Annotated in this window: 22 protein-coding genes; 10 read left to right on the forward strand and 12 right to left on the reverse strand. The window is 56.1% G+C overall.

Annotated elements, in window-relative coordinates; all coding sequences use genetic code 11:
- Positions 1-2 precede the first annotated feature (2 nt).
- Complete coding sequence (locus tag FE840_RS01735) at positions 3-1,574, reverse strand: Re/Si-specific NAD(P)(+) transhydrogenase subunit alpha (RefSeq protein WP_138288456.1); 1,572 nt, start codon at positions 1,572-1,574, stop codon at positions 3-5.
- Positions 1,575-1,842: 268 nt separating this feature from the next.
- On the opposite strand from FE840_RS01735, the gene FE840_RS01740 reads away from it, so the two are divergent.
- On the forward strand, positions 1,843-2,007 hold the full coding sequence (locus FE840_RS01740) for a DUF1328 family protein (RefSeq protein ID WP_138288457.1): 165 nt from the start codon (positions 1,843-1,845) through the stop codon (positions 2,005-2,007).
- Positions 2,008-2,074: 67 nt separating this feature from the next.
- Here the strand turns inward: FE840_RS01740 and FE840_RS01745 are convergent, their stop codons facing one another.
- A complete protein-coding gene (locus tag FE840_RS01745; protein ID WP_138288458.1) occupies positions 2,075-2,830 on the reverse strand; it encodes a Crp/Fnr family transcriptional regulator in 756 nt (251 codons plus the stop codon).
- Between the two features lie 125 nt (positions 2,831-2,955).
- On the opposite strand from FE840_RS01745, the gene FE840_RS01750 reads away from it, so the two are divergent.
- Positions 2,956-3,345 carry an ANTAR domain-containing protein gene (locus FE840_RS01750; RefSeq protein ID WP_138288459.1) on the forward strand — a complete coding sequence of 130 codons (390 nt, stop codon included), beginning with the start codon at positions 2,956-2,958 and terminating at the stop codon, positions 3,343-3,345.
- Here FE840_RS01750 and FE840_RS01755 read toward each other — a convergent pair.
- Complete coding sequence (locus FE840_RS01755) at positions 3,320-3,886, reverse strand: RNA polymerase sigma factor (RefSeq protein WP_138288460.1); 567 nt, start codon at positions 3,884-3,886, stop codon at positions 3,320-3,322. The genes FE840_RS01750 and FE840_RS01755 overlap by 26 nt on opposite strands.
- Complete coding sequence (locus FE840_RS01760; protein WP_138288621.1) at positions 3,876-4,064, reverse strand: NepR family anti-sigma factor; 189 nt, start codon at positions 4,062-4,064, stop codon at positions 3,876-3,878. The genes FE840_RS01755 and FE840_RS01760 overlap by 11 nt, the downstream gene beginning before the upstream one ends.
- A 196-nt stretch (positions 4,065-4,260) precedes the next feature.
- Here FE840_RS01760 and FE840_RS01765 point away from each other — a divergent pair, with 196 nt between their 5' ends.
- Positions 4,261-4,422 (forward strand): DUF1328 domain-containing protein, encoded by a 162-nt coding sequence (locus FE840_RS01765; RefSeq protein ID WP_138288461.1) that lies wholly within the window; start codon positions 4,261-4,263, stop codon positions 4,420-4,422.
- 68 nt (positions 4,423-4,490) lie between these two features.
- Here the strand turns inward: FE840_RS01765 and FE840_RS01770 are convergent, their stop codons facing one another.
- The 4 genes from FE840_RS01770 to FE840_RS01785 form a co-directional block, all read right to left on the reverse strand.
- Positions 4,491-4,673: a hypothetical protein gene (locus FE840_RS01770; RefSeq protein WP_138288462.1), complete on the reverse strand. Its 183-nt coding sequence runs from the start codon at positions 4,671-4,673 to the stop codon at positions 4,491-4,493.
- Positions 4,674-4,690: 17 nt separating this feature from the next.
- Positions 4,691-5,008, reverse strand: coding sequence for a hypothetical protein (locus FE840_RS01775; RefSeq protein ID WP_138288463.1), 318 nt, complete (start codon positions 5,006-5,008; stop codon positions 4,691-4,693).
- Between the two features lie 65 nt (positions 5,009-5,073).
- Complete coding sequence (locus tag FE840_RS01780) at positions 5,074-6,156, reverse strand: zinc-binding metallopeptidase family protein (protein WP_138288464.1); 1,083 nt, start codon at positions 6,154-6,156, stop codon at positions 5,074-5,076.
- 32 nt (positions 6,157-6,188) lie between these two features.
- Complete coding sequence (locus FE840_RS01785) at positions 6,189-6,845, reverse strand: sensor histidine kinase (protein WP_343058630.1); 657 nt, start codon at positions 6,843-6,845, stop codon at positions 6,189-6,191.
- Here FE840_RS01785 and FE840_RS21100 point away from each other — a divergent pair, their 5' ends adjacent.
- Positions 6,846-7,175 carry a hypothetical protein gene (locus FE840_RS21100; RefSeq protein WP_343058631.1) on the forward strand — a complete coding sequence of 110 codons (330 nt, stop codon included), beginning with the start codon at positions 6,846-6,848 and terminating at the stop codon, positions 7,173-7,175.
- Positions 7,176-7,280: 105 nt separating this feature from the next.
- Here FE840_RS21100 and FE840_RS01790 read toward each other — a convergent pair whose 3' ends face one another.
- Complete coding sequence (locus FE840_RS01790) at positions 7,281-8,075, reverse strand: response regulator (protein WP_138288465.1); 795 nt, start codon at positions 8,073-8,075, stop codon at positions 7,281-7,283.
- 156 nt (positions 8,076-8,231) lie between these two features.
- Here FE840_RS01790 and FE840_RS01795 point away from each other — a divergent pair, with 156 nt between their 5' ends.
- Positions 8,232-8,420: a NepR family anti-sigma factor gene (locus FE840_RS01795; RefSeq protein WP_138288466.1), complete on the forward strand. Its 189-nt coding sequence runs from the start codon at positions 8,232-8,234 to the stop codon at positions 8,418-8,420.
- Between the two features lie 66 nt (positions 8,421-8,486).
- Here the strand turns inward: FE840_RS01795 and FE840_RS01800 are convergent, their stop codons facing one another.
- Complete coding sequence (locus FE840_RS01800) at positions 8,487-8,873, reverse strand: hypothetical protein (protein ID WP_246318828.1); 387 nt, start codon at positions 8,871-8,873, stop codon at positions 8,487-8,489.
- A gap of 62 nt (positions 8,874-8,935) precedes the next feature.
- A complete protein-coding gene (locus FE840_RS01805; protein ID WP_138288468.1) occupies positions 8,936-9,322 on the reverse strand; it encodes an ElaB/YgaM/YqjD family protein in 387 nt (128 codons plus the stop codon).
- A 221-nt stretch (positions 9,323-9,543) separates the two neighbouring features.
- Between FE840_RS01805 and FE840_RS01810 the strand changes: the two genes are divergently transcribed.
- Positions 9,544-9,741 (forward strand): CsbD family protein, encoded by a 198-nt coding sequence (locus FE840_RS01810; protein ID WP_138288469.1) that lies wholly within the window; start codon positions 9,544-9,546, stop codon positions 9,739-9,741.
- Between the two features lie 66 nt (positions 9,742-9,807).
- Here the strand turns inward: FE840_RS01810 and FE840_RS01815 are convergent, their stop codons facing one another.
- A complete protein-coding gene (locus FE840_RS01815) occupies positions 9,808-10,662 on the reverse strand; it encodes an aromatic ring-hydroxylating oxygenase subunit alpha (RefSeq protein WP_138288470.1) in 855 nt (284 codons plus the stop codon).
- A 143-nt stretch (positions 10,663-10,805) separates the two neighbouring features.
- On the opposite strand from FE840_RS01815, the gene FE840_RS01820 reads away from it, so the two are divergent.
- The 4 genes from FE840_RS01820 to FE840_RS01835 all read left to right on the forward strand — a co-directional run bounded on the left by FE840_RS01820 (position 10,806) and on the right by FE840_RS01835 (position 13,409).
- A complete protein-coding gene (locus FE840_RS01820) occupies positions 10,806-11,075 on the forward strand; it encodes a hypothetical protein (protein WP_246318829.1) in 270 nt (89 codons plus the stop codon).
- Entirely contained in the window at positions 11,068-11,751 is a 684-nt protein-coding gene (locus FE840_RS01825) for a Rieske (2Fe-2S) protein (protein ID WP_138288471.1), read from the forward strand. Before FE840_RS01820 ends, FE840_RS01825 begins: the two co-directional genes overlap by 8 nt.
- Positions 11,751-12,383, forward strand: coding sequence for a glutathione S-transferase family protein (locus tag FE840_RS01830; RefSeq protein WP_138288472.1), 633 nt, complete (start codon positions 11,751-11,753; stop codon positions 12,381-12,383). Before FE840_RS01825 ends, FE840_RS01830 begins: the two co-directional genes overlap by 1 nt.
- A 72-nt stretch (positions 12,384-12,455) precedes the next feature.
- Positions 12,456-13,409, forward strand: coding sequence for a D-2-hydroxyacid dehydrogenase (locus FE840_RS01835; protein WP_171033766.1), 954 nt, complete (start codon positions 12,456-12,458; stop codon positions 13,407-13,409).
- The last annotated feature ends 15 nt before the right edge of the window (positions 13,410-13,424 follow it).

Here is a 13,424-nt window from a genome sequence, read left to right on the forward strand (position 1 = left end):
CCTTACGACTTCTGGAACATGGCAAGCATGCGCCGGGTGACCAGGAAGCCACCGAAAATGTTGATACCGGCCATGAACACCGACAGAGCGCCCAAAATGATGACCAGGAAATTGCCTGATCCGATCTGCATCAGCGCACCCAGAATGATGATCGAGGAGATGGCATTGGTGATCGCCATCAGCGGCGTATGCAGCGAATGGCTGACATTCCAGATAACCTGGAAGCCGACGAAGCAGGCGAGCACGAAGACGATGAAATGGCTCATGAAGCTCGCCGGCGCATAGAGACCGGCAAGCAGGATCAGCGCACCGCCGCCAGCAAGCATTGCCACCTGGCTCTTGGTCTGTGCTTTGAAGGCCGCAATTTCCTGGGCCCGCTTTTCCTCGGGCGTCAGCTCCTTCACCTTTTCCTTGGGCTTGGCAGCCGCAATCGCCTGAATCTTCGGCGGCGGCGGCGGATAGGTGATCTCGCCGTCCTTGGTGACGGTCGCGCCACGGATGACATCGTCTTCCATGTTATGGACCACGACACCGTCCTTGGCCGGCGTCAGATCAGTCATCATATGGCGGATGTTGGTGGCATAAAGCGTCGAGGCCTGAGCGGCCATACGGCTTGGGAAATCGGTATAGCCGACAATTGTCACACCGTTTTCCGAAACAATCTTCTGATCGGCGACCGTCAGGTCACAATTGCCGCCGCGCTCCGCAGCCAGGTCGACGACAACCGAGCCCGGCTTCATGGCAGCCACCATGTCGGCAAGCCAGAGTTTTGGTGCATCACGACCCGGGATCAGCGCGGTGGTGATGACGATGTCGATCTCGGGCGCCAGTTCGCGGAACTTGGCAAGCTGCTTTTCGCGGAATTCCGGCGAGGACGGGGCGGCATAACCGCCGGTCGCGGCACCATCCTGGGTCGCTTCGAATTCGAGGAAGACGAATTCAGCTCCCATGCTCTCGATCTGCTCGGCGACTTCCGGGCGTACGTCGAAGGCATAGGTGATCGCGCCGAGCGAGACGCTCGTGCCGATCGCGGCAAGTCCGGCGACGCCAGCGCCGATGACCAGCACCTTGGCAGGCGGGATCTTGCCGGCAGCAGTAACCTGACCGGTGAAGAAGCGGCCGAAATTGTTGCCGGCCTCGATCACCGCGCGATAGCCAGCGATATTGGCCATCGACGACAGGGCGTCCATCTTCTGGGCCCGGCTGATGCGCGGCACCATGTCCATGGCGATCACTGTCGCACCTTTGGATTTGGCCTGCTCTAGCAGTTCCCCGTTCTGGGCGGGGTAGAAGAACGAAATCAGTGTCTTGCCGGGTGCGAGAAAATCCACCTCGGCAGTCTCAGGGGGCCGTACCTTGGCGATAATATCCGCCGTCTCGTAAAGACCCGCTGCCCCCTCGACAACCGTCACCCCGACCGCGCGGTAAGCGTCATCCGAGAAACCGGCTGCTTTGCCGGCACCACTCTCGATCACACACTCATGGCCAAGCTTCTGCAATTGGAGAGCACTATCCGGCGTCATGGCGACGCGTGCCTCTCCGCTAAAAATCTCTTTTGGCGAACCGATTTTCAAACCCGTCTCCCTCTCGAACCTTGACGCCTCGATATCCTGCTAAAGTCGTAGCGACTTTTCTGCGCGGAAACCAGCAGATGCTTCATCAACTGTCTAGCCCGCTTTGTCGCAGAAGTGATGGTTTTTGTCGCCTCGTAACGCGGCTAAAACGATTTTTATTGCACCGCAACAAGCGATCCTCCGCTGCATCGGCCCGACGAGAGCCGGAACAATCCATAAATGCGGGTGTTAACTCCAAGAACGCAAATAGAGCGACAGGGAGATTTTGATGCTCGAATGGATCCTGATTCTATTGTTGATCGCTGGTGTGGCAAGCCTCCTTGGCTTTCGCGGCGTCGCGGGTGCATCGGCAGGCGCCGCGAAGATATTGATCTTCATTGTGCTGATAATATTCCTCATTGCCCTGTTTACGGGCTTTCTGGTCGTTGCATGAAAGCCTGACTTCCAGTTCCGCTTGATAACTGGCCCTCGTGGGAAGATCGGGAAGAGCCTCTTCCCGATCAAATGAAAGGTCTGAGAAGCGCATCCTCCGGCTCCCAGCCAGCAACGGAAAAAAGGCCTGACTTGTCCAGAATCTCGCAGCCTCGATCGAGCCAGCGGATTAAGCCCTTGTCGGCAAGTTTCCGCAGCGTCTTGTTCGTATGAACAATTGAGAGGCCAAGCGTGTCGGCAACAAGTGCCTGTGTAACCGGAAGAATCAGATTGCCATTTTCAAGCTGTCCGGAGAACCGGGCGCGCTCATGCAAAAAACCGAGCAAATAGGCAGCACGCTCAAGCGCACTTCGACGCCCCACACTCAGCAGATGTTCGTCCAGGATTGTTTCCTCTCGCGCGGCAAGCCAGGTGAGATCGAAGGCGAGACCAGAATGGTGCTGATAGAGGCCAAAAAGACGCCTACGTTCGAAAATGCAAAGCACCAGGGGCGTGAGTGCTTCAACCGAGTGCTGCATCTCGGCCGTGAGAGCGCCCTGCAAACCGACGAGGTCCCCCGGCACGAGGAAATTGAGAACCTGCCGCCGTCCATCTTCCAGGGTCTTGTAGCGAAATGCCCAGCCGGAGAGAACCGTGTACAGATGTTCGCTACGATCACCTTCCGTTAGGATTGACGTTCCGGGGGCAGCCAGCAATTCGCCTCGCTTGAACTGCGCGACGAAATCAAGCTCTTCGTCGGTAAATGGTCGAAACTGCCGCAGTTTCCGAAGCGGGCAGACAGAACACTGCACCCGCACCGGGACAGCTCTCATTTCAGACGCCATTCGGTGCCACCTTTCGGCTCCAGCGCCCGCTCCAACCAGGGAATAAACCGTCGGGGCACATGTCTTTTTTAAATGACGCGTCCGACTGGCGACCGCATAAGACAAAGATAACCAAAGGATTTACCATGTTAGCACCAGCGCCGAGGGTTCTCATTGCCGAAACCCACTACCTCATCGCGATGGAGGTCGAGCGCATTCTCGTAGAGACACTGTCATGCCAGACCGCCATCGTCCCTGTTCACGAACTTGAGCGACATATCGAAACAAGTGCCTACGACGTCGTCATTCTCGACGCGAGCGCACAGGAGGCACAGAACGCCGATCGCGCTCGGATGATTAAAGATAAGGGCATCATGCCCGTGTTCCTCTCGTCCTACGATGATCCTGCGGGCCACTCTGGCACCACGCTGGCCTATCCGGTTGTACCCAAACCGTTTGAACCGGAGGCCCTCGCGGAGACTGTGCGATTGGCAACTGCAGCCAAGACTTCTAGACCGCAAATGCCTTCTTTATGACGGCAGAGCTGTGGGCATCGGGGCCATAGTCCGCCTCTCCGGTAACTCCCAGCAGTTCCTGCAGCTTGTTGCGGGCACGATTGATGCGACTCTTGATCGTGCCTACCGCACAGCCGCAAATCTCAGCCGCCTCTTCATAGGCAAAGCCTGAGGCGCCCACGAGAATAATGGCTTCGCGCTGATCACTCGGGAGCTTGTCGAGTGCCCGCTTGAAATCTTCGAGATCAAGCGAACCATATTGCTGGGGATGCGTGGAAAGCTGAGAGGTAAAGATACCGTCGGTGTCAGAGACCTCTCGTCCACGCTTGCGCATCTGCGAATAGAATTCGTTGCGCAAGATAGTAAACAACCAGGCTTTCATGTTGGTCCCAGGTTCAAAATGATCCTGCTTTGCCCAAGCCTTCATGATCGTGTCCTGCACGAGGTCGTCTGCCACATGATGCCGACCGGAAAGTGAAACAGCGAAAGCGCGCAGGTTCGGCAACGCAGCAAGAAGGTCGCGCTTGAAGGCGCGTTCATTTGACAATGCCTCATCGCTCATTCAATGCAGCCCTCGATTCACTCGTACCTTCAGCGCGCTTTTCCGCCATGTCGAGTTTTTCGAGCAGGCGGAGAAAGCGGTCAGGAATACCCTCCTCCTCTACAGAGCGATAGTATTCCTTAAGTTGCGCCGAAACGCCGGGGTAGAAGGTCGCAGCTCCAGATGCCCCTTGTGGCACCGGCGTTCTTTTTGGATGTTCAGTCATATGGTCCAACGGCTTTGTTGCATTCGTTGCCTGTAAACGAGCACAGGCCAATTTAGTTCCCAAAAAATCGGCAGAGTTTCTGTCCAGGCTGATTTCGGACTACCGAGACAAGTGGAACTTTGAAGATGTCTCCGGCGTTCTTCATCTATTGAGCGAAAGGAGAAGTAAGATGCTGCATTACGCCGTTGTTTTTCTTGTTATTGCACTGGTCGCCGGCCTGATGGGCTTTGGCGGTATCGCAGGGGCTTCGGCAAGCATTGCACAGATTCTTTTCGGCATATTCATTATTCTATTCGTGATCGCACTCGCGATGCGAGCTCTCCGCAAATAAGGCAAGTCAGCGATAGCTCTTCACAGGGGCGGGAGAGGCGATTGCACAGAGGGCTATGTGGTCAAACTCTACCCCAAGGCCAGCCAGATCAGGAAAAGAGTGACAAAACCAAGAAATACCCCAAAGACTGTGATTGCAGTCATGCTGTAGCGCGGCGGCACTTGGCTCTCCAGATCACGATCAAGACCCGCCTTTTGCTCCATCTGGCGAATTTCTCTGTCCTTCTCTGACGGGTTTGTAGGACTTGTCATCGTCTGGCTCCTGTTCTTCATTTTTCACCATCATTGGGTCTATAGGCGTGAGCCTTCAGATCCGCGTCGCCGCGGATTGGCTCTTCAAGTTGCGCCAGTGCCTGAGGGTCGATGCTCCGATAGATGCTACGCCCAGCCAGAAGCTCGGGATCAACGGGAACACAGTCGCCGTAAACAACGTCTACCACCTTCCGCGCTTCCCGGATCTTGGATGGAAGAACGGCACGACAAGAGTCGGCGTCGACGTAAGAAGCAACAAGAAAGGGTTGCTCCAGACAGGTCGTATCTTCAGCATGGCATGCAACAAGTACCATCAATGCGGCCAAAGCGCTCATGGTTATGCTCCGTGTTACTCAAAGGTTAACGCGGAGCGACAAGCGAGGTTCCGGATGAGGCGAAGCTAAAGAGGATCATACCCTTTGCTCGACCGGATCAGCTGGTGGATATATTCAAGCTTCAGCATGACAGGCTCATTCAGCACAAAGGGATAGAGATCAGGCTGCCCCATGCTGCGGTTGATGCTGTTGATGGCCAGTGTCAAAGGGACCCATGCCTCAACGAGGTCACGGACATCGCGGGCGCGGTAACTGTCAAAGGTCTCGTCCAGAACGAGGCCTTGTTTCTCTCCATAAATCTTTGGATTCGTCTTCAGACCGAACGCATCCGCAGTATCGAGAGCGTCTATGATATGGAGGTAATGGGCAAATGTTTCGGCAAAATCCTCCCACGGATGACTGGTCGCATAGGTGCTGATATAGCCTTGATCCCAACCTGGTGGTGGGCCCTCTGCATAATAACTCTCCAAGGCCGCCGCATAGTCCGCGCTTTCGTCACCAAACACTGTTCTGAAGGACGAAACCTGGCTCCGATCCCGAATGAGAACGTTCCAGAAGTAGTGAGCAACTTCGTGGCGAAAATGACCTGAAAGAGTTCGAAAAGGCTCATTCAACGCGACGCGCCTTTTTTCACGCTCCGCATCGGATGCTTCTGCCATGTTCAGAGTAATCAGACCCTCGGCATGACCGGTTAGAACGGAACCTTCCTCGGATGCTGTCGCGTCGTCGGAAAGGAATGCGAAACCTAGCCCATGATGAGGGTCTTCCGTGCGATCCGCGAGCGGCAACCCCAGCCGCAACAACGAGTAGATCAGGGCATGTTTCGCAAGTTCGATCTTCCGCCAGTTAACAATGTTGTCGGGCACCGTGAGGTCGGGGATGACAACGTTGTGTCGGCACGCGCGACAGTAACCGGCTTCTTGATCATCGTCGACGAGCCAATTGCATGCATCATAGCTGGCATTGACGCATGGTTGAACCCGGACAGGATCAACCCCAACAGACCTGAAGCTACCGTCTGGCTCCGAAGAGAGCGTCACCATGTCGAAAGCCAGAGGCCGGTAAGCCAGCCGCATTCCGCAAGCAACGCAAGTAGTGTTATCGAAGTGCACCACGTTACGGCAGTTGGAGCAGCTGAAAAGGCGCATCAGGGGTCTCTTTCAAAAGCGCCGACGAAGGATCAGTCAAAAACTTCCAGCGGAAAGCGCAACTCGTAGCGGACTTCCTGCTTGTCCAAGTGATGCGAGGCTGTTCCGCCGACAGAGGCCGGCACGACACGCTCTAGAACGGTACTACCGAAGCGATTGCTCCGGGCGGCGTTCAGAGCATCTTCATCAGGCGCCGTATGAGGCTCAACCCAGCTGATCGTGACCATCGGACCATCCTGGGTGTGCTCATATGCGCAGCTGACCTCGATAGGCCGACGGGTTTGCAGAAAAGTCCCATGACTGACCGCATTCACGACCAGCTCATGCAGTGCCAGGCCGATGTGAAGGGAGGCATTTGGCGTCAGCAGAACATCATCGCCACGAGCTTGGATCAAATCCGGATGATCCTGCACATAACGATCAACCTGTTGTTTCAGGAGATCACGGAAATAGGCCCCGCGCCAGCTGGAATCGGTGATCAGATCCTGCGATTGCGACAGCGCATGCAAGCGCCCGCGGAACTTTCGCAGGAACATATCCAGCGTGCCCGAATAGCGCGCCGTCTGCGAAGCGATGCTTTGAATAATCGCCAGCAGGTTCTTTGACCGGTGGCTGACCTCGCGCAACAGGGCGCGCAGCAGACGTTCACGTCGGCGGTCTTCGGTCCGATCAATGATCACGGTGATCATATGGAGATCATGCTCGGCCATCTCGACAAGGCGACAACGGAATTCGAAGAAGCTATCGTCGCCAGCCTCCACTTCGATTTCCGCACGGTCTCCCACCTTGTTCAGACCGGCTTTGAGTTCGGCGAGCCTCTGCCCGATGTCGTCACCAAAGATACCAAGATCAGAAGGTGCCTGCCCGGCCTGCAGCTTCCAATAGGAAGGCAGTGTCGTGATGCAAACATATTTGCCCGTCTTGTCCTGAAGGATCAAGCTGGCACCCATGTCGATCAGGGCGGTTATGAAGAACTCGCGCAGTTGATCATCGCCGCGCTGAGGTTCAAACCATGTTAATCGATGCACCAACTTCCTGCTCCGCCGTTGATCGGCGCTCCGATGTTGAGCGAACAATAGCACGCCTCTTCATCGGACCCCCTCACTTCGTCACATGGCCTTTTGTCAGACCTTCTCAGCGACCCGCTCGTTGAAGAAAAGAGCCTGACTGATTAAAGCTTTCACCATGTCGGGGTTAAATGGCTTGGTCACCAGAAATGCTGGTTCCGGGCGTTCTCCAGTCAAGAGGCGCTCCGGGAATGCTGTGATAAAGATAACCGGGATCGTATCGACCTTCAGAATGTCGTTGACGGCGTCAATACCGGAACTGCCATCAGCAAGTTGAATGTCTGCAAGCACCATTTTCGGGTTCGTCCGATTGAAGAGCTCCACAGCTTCGCTATGGGTTCGAGCAATACCGGAAACCCGATGCCCCAGATCTTCGACCATTTGCTCGATATCGAGAGCGATCAGCGGCTCGTCTTCGATGATCATGATATCCGTCGCTACTTGGCGAGAGATTTCAGTCGAAGCTTCATTGAACAGGACGCCAAAATCAGCCTCGCCAACCCCCAGAATTTCGGCGGCTTCGCCGCTGCTGAACCCTTCGACGGTGATCAAAAGGAAGGCATGACGAGCGCGGGTAGGCACTGCAGCCAGATTGGCCGCGGCACGTTTCTCCCACGCAAATGGCGAAGAAACGACTGGGAGCTCGACCTTCGTGGAATCGTAGATGCTCACAAAGAGCTTATAGAGGGCCACTCGATCATCGCCGACATCGGGGAAAACCGAGATATCGGCAATCAGAGCCTCAAGCACAGCGGCCACATAGGCGTCACCAGAAGTCTGGGACCCGGTTACAGCGCGTGCATAGCGCCGCAAATAGGGAAGATGAGCAGCTATGCGGGCAGTAAGGGACATGCAGTTTCTCCAATAGGGTACAGAATATCTGAGCGCGGGCTCGGCAGGAAACGCCTGGTCTTAAAAAAAGTTCCGAACAGTAGGAACTTTTTTGCATTGCCTTTCTTATCAGGCTAATCGAACAATCATATGAGGATTTAACGGACCTTGACAGATATGCCTGGCGAAGCAAATGACAGCAAGAAGACCAAGCGCAGCAGGGATCCGCTGAAAGACAGCGCCAATACACTGATCGCCGCCAAGTTGCGGACCTACTATGACAGCATCGTGCAGGAAGGTATTCCTGACGATCTGCTGAACCTGCTTGAACAACTCGATGAAGCTGAAAAGAAGAGCGGTCGGTAGCGTCATTTTTTTTCAAGTCACGAGATGAGGCGACCAGTTCTTGTTGAACCGACCGCCCCAAACACTCTATTCATCGTCGCTGCCGACGCCCTGGTTTTTGGCGACTGCATAAGCAACACCAGCTATCAGTAAAGTGGTCAGAACCGAGCGGCCCCGCATCAGTGCTGGCAAGCCGGCAAGCATCTGCATTGCCATCGGGCTAGGTAAGCGCTTTGCGGCTTCGCGCTGGCGGGCCTCTGCTCTTTTTTCCGTCTGATGGTTCATACCACTGACTATGGCTAGAATGACACCCGCCAGGATCAGTGTCGCCGCAGCCAGAATGACAAGCGCTGTTATGACGCCAAACGCCTGGGCCAGAACAATGCCTATGGCGAGAATAACGGCCACATAGGCGGTCAAGCCAAGAATTGCTGCGAGGACCCCGCCTATGGCAGAGCGCATCATCCGTCGCATGGATGGTTTCACTCTGCCAAAGACATAGACCCACAGATGATGGAACAAGCCACCCATAACGATCAACGCCGGTTCAGGACGGCCGCCATGTAGCCTACAGCGGCTGCGATAGCGATCGACTGGATCGGACGTGCACGCACATGGGCCTCCAGGTCCTGCTCGACATTCGCAATGCTCTCACGTGCACTCGCCATGTAATCGGAAGAGCTTTCAGCCATACCGGATGTCATCTGGCTCGCACTCTTGCCAGCCTGGCGGATTTTGCCGCTTCCAAACGATGCGACTGTTTGCGCCAGGGATGCCAGATCGCGCCTCAGGTTTTCGACCTCAGCCTGCACATCACCGCTGGTCGCACCAGATGAGGTCGACGCCTTCTTCTCGACACGGTCTGCCACGTCGTTAGCCGTGTCTTCGATCTTGCTTTTTCCCGCTGTCGGTACTTGCGCCATGGATAGCTCCTTGTGCGTTGTGAATCATCATTGTTCCGGTTCCAAACGCCTGAGCGCTTAAGGTGTTCCCCCTGAACACACTTTCTCAAGATTGCAGTGACAATGACGCTGTCAGGGGTGCTGCTGATGAAGTTTCCTGGAACTTCGCAGCGCAAGGACCGTTGACTGTACCGAGTTGGAAAGGCTCGGATCTAAAAGCAAAACAGATGGGAGTATCCCCGATGAATTGGAATCAGATCGAAGGTAACTGGGAGCAGTTCAAGGGCAAGGCCCAGACCCAGTGGGGCAAGCTCAGCGGCGATGATCTGGATGTGATCAACGGCAACCGTAAAGAGCTTTCCGGAAAGATCCAGGAAGCCTATGGCAAGTCCCAGGAAGAGGCCGACCGCGAGATCGACAACTGGATGAACAAAAACTGATCGTCGATCAATCGCTGAAGCAAACCCTGGCAAAATCCGCAGGTTTACCCCTGCGGATTCTCTGTATCAGGCGGCACCACTTGCGCCGTAGCGCACCCCTTTTTCCTTGAGCCACCGCCGATAGGCAATGGAGGAAGCATCCGCCCGCGTGGGGATTTCCTTGCGCGGTTCAAGCGGCAGAAGAACCGGCCGCTGGTTTTCCAGAATGATGCGGTCCTGCAGAAAGATCAGTTGCTGAAAGTGAATGAGCTCGGTCGTCGTGGAAGCATCGTCGATCAGATACATGATCGGATGCGCTCGGCATCGATCCGGATCGAGCGGCTGGACGAACAGCCCGATGACATCCCACCGCGATTCCGAATTCGGACAGGTCTTGTAAAGCAGCGTCGTAAACGGCGTCATCACACGGTAGGTGTAGTGGGTTGTGATCCCGTCCTTGGCCGAAAACGCCGCCTGGGGCTGGAAGAACTTGCAGTTCGTCGCCCAGACCTCATCCACATCCCTGCGGATTTCGACATCATAGTGCTCGACTTCGGTGTAAGGCTCGGCTCCAAGCACGTCAGTATGGACGAATGGGAAATGGGCCATATCGAGAAAGTTCTCGATGATGCGCAGGCCCGAGGCACGAACGGTGACAACGCCACAGGGGACATAACGGCGATCCGGCTCGTCGGCTTCAGGCAAGGGAAAGATTTCACCCTCCGGCTGGCCCAGTGTTGTCCAGAGGAAACCGAACCGATGGCGTATCGGCAACGGGTCCTGACGCCCTTCCGCAAAGACTGAGATTTTGCCATCACCATCCTTGCAGACACTGAGATCACTGCCGAGCAGCCGGTTCCGACTGGTTCCAAAGGGGATCACAGCCTCGGTGTCGATGACATACCATTGATCGAGCGTTGCCTTGTCGATGTCGTTCGCCATGCGGCTGCCTTTTCGTCCGGGTGAAACTGCTTTTTCCCTTGAACCCATAAGGATCTGATCGTTAGATTGCCCAAAAAATAGAGCGCGCACAATTGTCAGGCAGAACAAATCCGAAAGCAAATTGCGGCAGCAGCGATCCGATCGTGACCCTGTTCACCTTTCGGGGCGCGCTCCCTGTCGAGAGCTTCACCGGCTTTGCGGTCCACCGCGCGGCAAGGCTCGACCTCTCCTTGGATCTGGGCGCCTGCTCCGACGACATATGCGCCATGACTGTGTCTGGACCAACTGCTTTGGTGGATGCCTTCGAAATGGCCGTCAGCCTCGGGCCGCAAGACTGCATTGTGTTGGAAATTGACCGGAAAGACCGTCCGCTTGCAGAATACCCATCACCAGAAAGGATCGCCCATGCATGATCATGTCGGCTGGATACCTGTCGCGCTCTCGTCCAGCATTGAAATGGGAACATCGGCCGGCACGCGCATTTTCGGAGAAGAACGCGTCGTGTGGCGCGATGACAAGGGCAATGTTCATGTCTGGGAGGATCGATGTCCTCATCGCGGCATGCGCATGAGCTTTGGCTTTGTGCGCGGCGATCATATCGCCTGCCTTTATCACGGCTGGCGATATGATCGCACAGGCCAGTGCAGCCATATTCCGGCCCATCCTGATCTGGACGTGCCGAAGACAATCAAGGTCCCGACATTCGAGGCTGAAGAGGCAGGAGGGATCATCTGGTGCAAACCGACTGACGAGGATGGCAACAGCCCATTACCCCTTTTGCCCGAGAAAGTAGCCTCGGTCCGATCCGTTTATGTCGATGCATCACTTGCCGGATCTTCCGAAGCCCTTTTGGCCTCACACCCACCCGGATTTGAAGGAACGAGGCCTGAGGCGCTATCACCAGTTTGTCTTTCATGGCGCAGTGAAGGCCGGGAATTGCTGGCGGCTCTCCAGCCGCTCAACGATAAGCAAAGCGCCCTTCATCTGGTGGCCACGGGAAGCCTTCAACCCGAAACACTGAAACAGCTCGTTCACTGGGCAACAGGGCTGCGTCTGGTCATTGAAACATCCATGATCGAGGCGGCGTGATGTCAAACCTGATCCTATACAACTACGACCTTGATGAGGGTTGCTACCGGGTCCGTCTGCTCCTGTCGATACTGAAGCTTCCCTACGAGGCCATCGCGATCGACATGGAACCGGGTCGGGAGCATCAACAACCGCACATGCTGGCATTGAATCCCACCGGTTCCCTGCCAATTCTTCGCGACGGCGATCTGACATTGTTCGGAACCGAAGCGATCCTTGCCTATCTAACACGAGCCTACGACAAGACGGGACAATGGCTGCCGCTTGACCCGGTAGAATTCGGTCAGATCCAGCAATGGCTCGGTTTCTCGCAAGGCCATCTGCATCATGCGGTCCAAGCGCGTCACCAGGCCCTGTTTACCCCGGAGGGAGCGACCACCGGAGACCGGGCAGCCGCCCGACGCGCATTTCGCATCATGGATGACCACATGACGCTGCAGCAGATCGACGGCGCCGAATTCTTCGTCGGCGAGACTCCGACCATCGCCGACATTGCGCTCGTGGCAAGCTTTGCCCTGTCGCGTGATTTTGGTCAGGACCATGACGAGTTTCCAGCTCTGCGCCGCTGGCTGCGGCGCGTTCGAAAACTCGGAGGCTTCATGACGATGCCGGGAATTCCAGACTATCATTGATGTCCCTGACCTTGCCTGCAGCAAACGCCTCGTCTACTGCCAGACAAGCACAAGCATCAGGGGATCGATATCATGCGCATAGTCTTCCTGGACCGGGATACCCTTTCACCGGAGACAAAGCTCCGCGCGCCGGGCTTTGCGCATGATATGGTTGTGCATGACAGGACTCATCCTCGTGATGTGGCCGACCGGATCCGCGACGCCGATATCGTCATCACCAACAAGGCTCCTGTTCGAGCAGAGGCCCTCACCTCTGCCACGCGCCTGAAGCTGATTGCTGTTGCCGCCACAGGAACGGATGTGATCGACCTTCAGGAAGCAAAGGCGCGTGGCATTGCCGTTTGCAACATCAGGAACTATGCCAGGCACACGGTGCCGGAACACACTTTTGCACTCATACTGGCTCTGCGCCGCTCGATAGTTCCCTATCGAAACTCCGTTATTGAGGGGCGCTGGCAGGATGCAGCGCAATTCTGCTACTTCGACTATCCGATTGCCGATCTTGGCGGGACAACGCTTGGGATAATCGGCCACGGCACGCTTGGCCAAGCTGTCGGGCGCATTGCCGAAGCCTTCGGCATGCGGGTCTTGATCGCCGGGCGCAAAGGAGCAGCGGATCTCAAGCCGGGTCAGACCGCGTTCGAGGACGTGCTGCGGCAATCGGATGTAATCACCTTGCATTGCCCGCTGAACAGCGAAACACGCGGCCTGATCAGCACGCAGGAATTCGCCCTGATGGAACGCAAGCCGCTCCTCATCAACACAAGTCGTGGCGGTCTGGTGGACGAATCGGCTCTCGAGGAGACCCTGGACAAAAACCAGATCGCCGGCGCCGGTTTCGACGTGACCGACGGCGAACCGCCCGCAGCCGACAGTCCCATGATGCGGATAGCGACGAGGCCCAACGTCATCCTGACACCGCATGTCGCATGGGCCAGCCGTGAGGCAATTCAGGCCCTTGCAGACCAGTTGATCGAAAACATCGAGCTCTTCGTCGCTGGCACGCCCCGGAACCGTGTCGCTTAACCTCGACCAAAGGGG

It is taken from the genome of Peteryoungia desertarenae (genome assembly GCF_005860795.2).
In the GTDB taxonomy this organism is placed as follows: domain Bacteria; phylum Pseudomonadota; class Alphaproteobacteria; order Rhizobiales; family Rhizobiaceae; genus Allorhizobium; species Allorhizobium desertarenae.